This is a genomic window from Haloquadratum walsbyi J07HQW2, from assembly GCF_000415985.1.
GTDB lineage: Archaea > Halobacteriota > Halobacteria > Halobacteriales > Haloferacaceae > Haloquadratum > Haloquadratum walsbyi_B.
In genome coordinates, this window is the sequence record NZ_KE356561.1 from 24,476 (window position 1) to 27,875 (window position 3,400).

2 protein-coding genes and 2 pseudogenes are annotated in these 3,400 nt (G+C 58.9%); all 4 read right to left on the reverse strand.

All coding sequences use genetic code 11. From position 1 onward, the window contains the following. Positions 1-187: pseudogene (locus tag J07HQW2_RS00150) on the reverse strand (VapC toxin family PIN domain ribonuclease); the annotation flags it as partial. Further along, positions 188-439, reverse strand: coding sequence for an AbrB/MazE/SpoVT family DNA-binding domain-containing protein (locus J07HQW2_RS00155; RefSeq protein WP_021053099.1), 252 nt, complete (start codon positions 437-439; stop codon positions 188-190). It lies immediately after the preceding pseudogene. A gap of 66 nt (positions 440-505) precedes the next feature. Beyond that, entirely contained in the window at positions 506-919 is a 414-nt protein-coding gene (locus tag J07HQW2_RS00160; RefSeq protein WP_021053100.1) for a MarR family transcriptional regulator, read from the reverse strand. Positions 920-1,157: 238 nt separating this feature from the next. After that, positions 1,158-3,400, reverse strand: a pseudogene (locus J07HQW2_RS19690) (conjugal transfer protein); the annotation flags it as partial.

Here is a 3,400-nt window from a genome sequence, read left to right on the forward strand (position 1 = left end):
CTGCGTCGTGGCCGGCGTGGGTCGTGAGGCCGTTGAGCGTGTCAGCGAGTACGTAGTCGAGGACGACTGCCTCCGGGAGCGTTCCATTGTCGATGCCGTGGAGCACCGGAAGTGCGGTGTCGTGTGAAGTATCCCGCTTGTACGCGGCTGCAAACAGAACCGATGTATCGATGAGTGCGCGGGGCATTTACTCGACGTCGACGCCCCAGGCGTCGTGATCGCTGGTCACGTCAGTTGCCTCCTCACCAGCGTAGCCTTCGAAATTGGCGAATGTACCCGTCTGCTGTTGGATGACTTGTACTCGGATACTCCCGTCATCTTCGAGATGCCAGCGGAGCTGATCACCGTCGTCGATATCGAGTTCACGTCGTATTCGGGCCGGGATGTTTGCTTGATTCCCAGACACCTTGCTTTCGGCGTCGATTCTGTCGCTGCTCATACATTCCCGTATGTGACCGGCTGTGAAAAACCTAGTGTGTCGCCACACTATTTCCAGTATTCACGCTCACTTTTCCTTCGGCCGGGGCGCGTTTTCGTACTTGACCATCTTCTCGGGCTTGTCAGAGATGGTCTCGTAGATCTGTTGGAGGGTTTCCTCCGCGGCGAGGAGATTGTGTTCGTTGAGGAAGGTCCGGCCCTCCTCTGTGAGGCCGTAGAACTTCCAGGGATATCCCTGCCGGCGCTGGTCATCGTCTAGAGCGACCTCGTTGACGATACCGGCGTCGATGAGCTTCTGAATGTGCTTGTAGACGGTGGCCTTGCTCACGCTGGGGTTGAGCTCCTCAAGCTCGTACATCGAGGGGAGCTGTTCGGGGTGCTGGAGGATGTTGTTGATCAGCGCGAACCGCGTCTGCTGAGTCACGAAGTGGACAAGTTCGCGGGATTCCATCTCCCCAGCAGTCCCCAGGTCGGTGCTCATACGACACAGTACACACCCTGGAGGCAAGTAGTTTACCCTTGAGTAAATCACCCTATAGTAACTCACACCGAATTAACCCGGTGATTTACTCTATAAATCATATCGCACGGCGCCGAGAGAGCCTGTATATGTCCGACAAAGAGCCGCCCGTCCCCGAGGAGGTCCTTACTAGTGCGAAGGACCAACTCAACGAGGAAGAGATCTCGCTGGCGGACAACGAGGAGATCCTCCACGCCCTGAGCGAACTACCGATGTTGTTCAGAGCGTTCAGGTAGATCTTCCGCTCGCCTTCGGCCTCCATCTGTTCGGGGAACTGCATCGACAGGCCAACAGAGAGCCGGAATCCCCGGCCTTTCTCGAGGAGATCGTTCATGATGTCGGAGACCACAACCGATGCTGCCTCGTCGACGAGCAAGTTCACGACGTAGTCGTCCGAGTGCTGGGAGAGGGCCTGTTTGCGGTCCTTGAGGGCTGCATCGAGATTAGTCAGAATCACACCGGTCATAATCCTGGCTGCGTCGTCGCGGAGGTCGCCGAGGTCGAAGAGGATGACCGTATCCTCATCGAGGACATCCCGAAAGTCGAACTGGTTCTCGGTATTGTTGAAGATCTGCCGCAGGTGCGTATCCTGTGAAATGTACGCAAGGCGGTTTCCGACACCGCCCATCACGTTCGCGAAGGTGTTCGGATCTAACTGGAGCTGCCGTCGAATCGTCCGCGTGACCTCCTCATCGCTCGACCGTGGGGCGTCGCCGATGTTCTCGTTCGGTGGCCCGGCCTCCCAGAGCTGGTCGACGACGTGTTCGAGCTGTCGGTGGGCGAAGTAGTCCGTCGACGCTCGGTAGAGCCCATTCTCACGCCCGTATTCCTCGTCGAACAGTGCCTTGATGAGTGTCTTGATGAGTGTCTTAATGAGAGTCGGGGCCCAGTCGCCCGCTCGTAGCGGTCGGTCCCCATCACGAGCTTCAAAATCTCTTCGTAGTGGTCGGTCTTCCGTTGGACGGCGTCTTCGCGGCGCCGTCCGCTCTCCATCGACGGTTCGAGATCGAAAAACGAGAACCCGGGGAGGACGTCTGGTACCGGGAAGTGGACGACGTTCTCTTCGAGGTCGGTCATTCCGAACCGACGTGCGTGAGCCCGCATGTAGTTCTGGGCCATGTTGTCGTTTTTCGGGATGATGAGGATGGTCGGCCCCTCGGTGTTGTCGTACAGCGACAGCAGATCGTTGATGGGGCTTTCGACTTCCCAGAGCCGGTTGTTCCGAACCGGCCGTAGTGAGTTGGCAGCAGTCGGGGCGGAATCTGTGTCGGCACGTCTTCAGCCTCACCGGTGTCGTCGAGGGCGTATCCGATGGCCATCCCGTCACGGAATTCGTTCATGAGATCCTGGTGGGGACGGGGCAACGGATTCCGACTCTGCTGTTCCGCACGCGTCCCCCGTGCCCCCTCGATAGTAAGCTGTTCCGAGGAGGGGACGAGTACGAAGTGCGCGAGTTCTCGACCACTCAGCACGAACTCCGGTCGGGTCTTCCCACGGCCGGTCGTGATCTCACGATCCAAGAGCCGCTGCAGCGCCGCTCGTGCGTTCCGTTCTTTCGTGGCTGCCCGGAAGCCGCTGTCACGTAACCGCTCGGCTTCAACCTGGTAGTACGGCCCGTCGAGCGGGTCGAATACCGGGACAAGTGACTGTATCCGCTCATCGAGATCATCGCGACCGTCACTACCGGATGGAATTCCGATTGCTCGGATGTTCGCGGTGAACGACCGTTTCGGGTTTTTCGCCTCGATTGCCGCGACACGTTTTGCAACCGCATCGCTCAGCTGGTTTCTGTCCCGGCTCTCCGACTGCCCGTTGAGTTCGAATAGAGAGCCAATAATCTCTTGGGCAAGTGTGTCCCGACCGTCGATGACGTCCTCCTTGCGGAGGTCGGCATCAGACTGCCAGCTCTCGCGTCGCTGGAAAACGACCTGAAACGCCACTGGTGCTGTCGCCTCCATTAGATGGTCGACGAGCGACGCGAGCGCTCCTCCTGGCTGATCGATGGCTGAGAGATCCGCTTCATCGTCGGCAGTGAATGGCGAGAGTGAGGTCATCCAGTCCTGCTTCCGAGTCGCTGACCCCTGCCACCGAACCCCGAGTGGGGAGACGGTCTCGATCGCTGGCCGAGCGAGTATCGTCTCCTTCGATGTTACCGTTGGTTTGGCAAGCGTCGTGAGTGGCTCATCCTCGGGAATCGCATCTGGTGGGGCGAGTTCGAGGGCAGTATCGCCGATCTCGATGAAGTGGTCGGGAAACTGGTCGCCGACCGTGCCTCCATCCGCGACTGATTCGGCATCCCCTGGCCCCGCTTGACTGTTGTCGTCAGTGCCACTCTCGTATTGCTCGTCAGGGCCGAACTCGTACGTGAGCTCGCCTGACTCATAGTGCTCGACGAATGTCTCGCGGTCGAATTTGACAGGCTGTACGAGTCGGGATGCGATG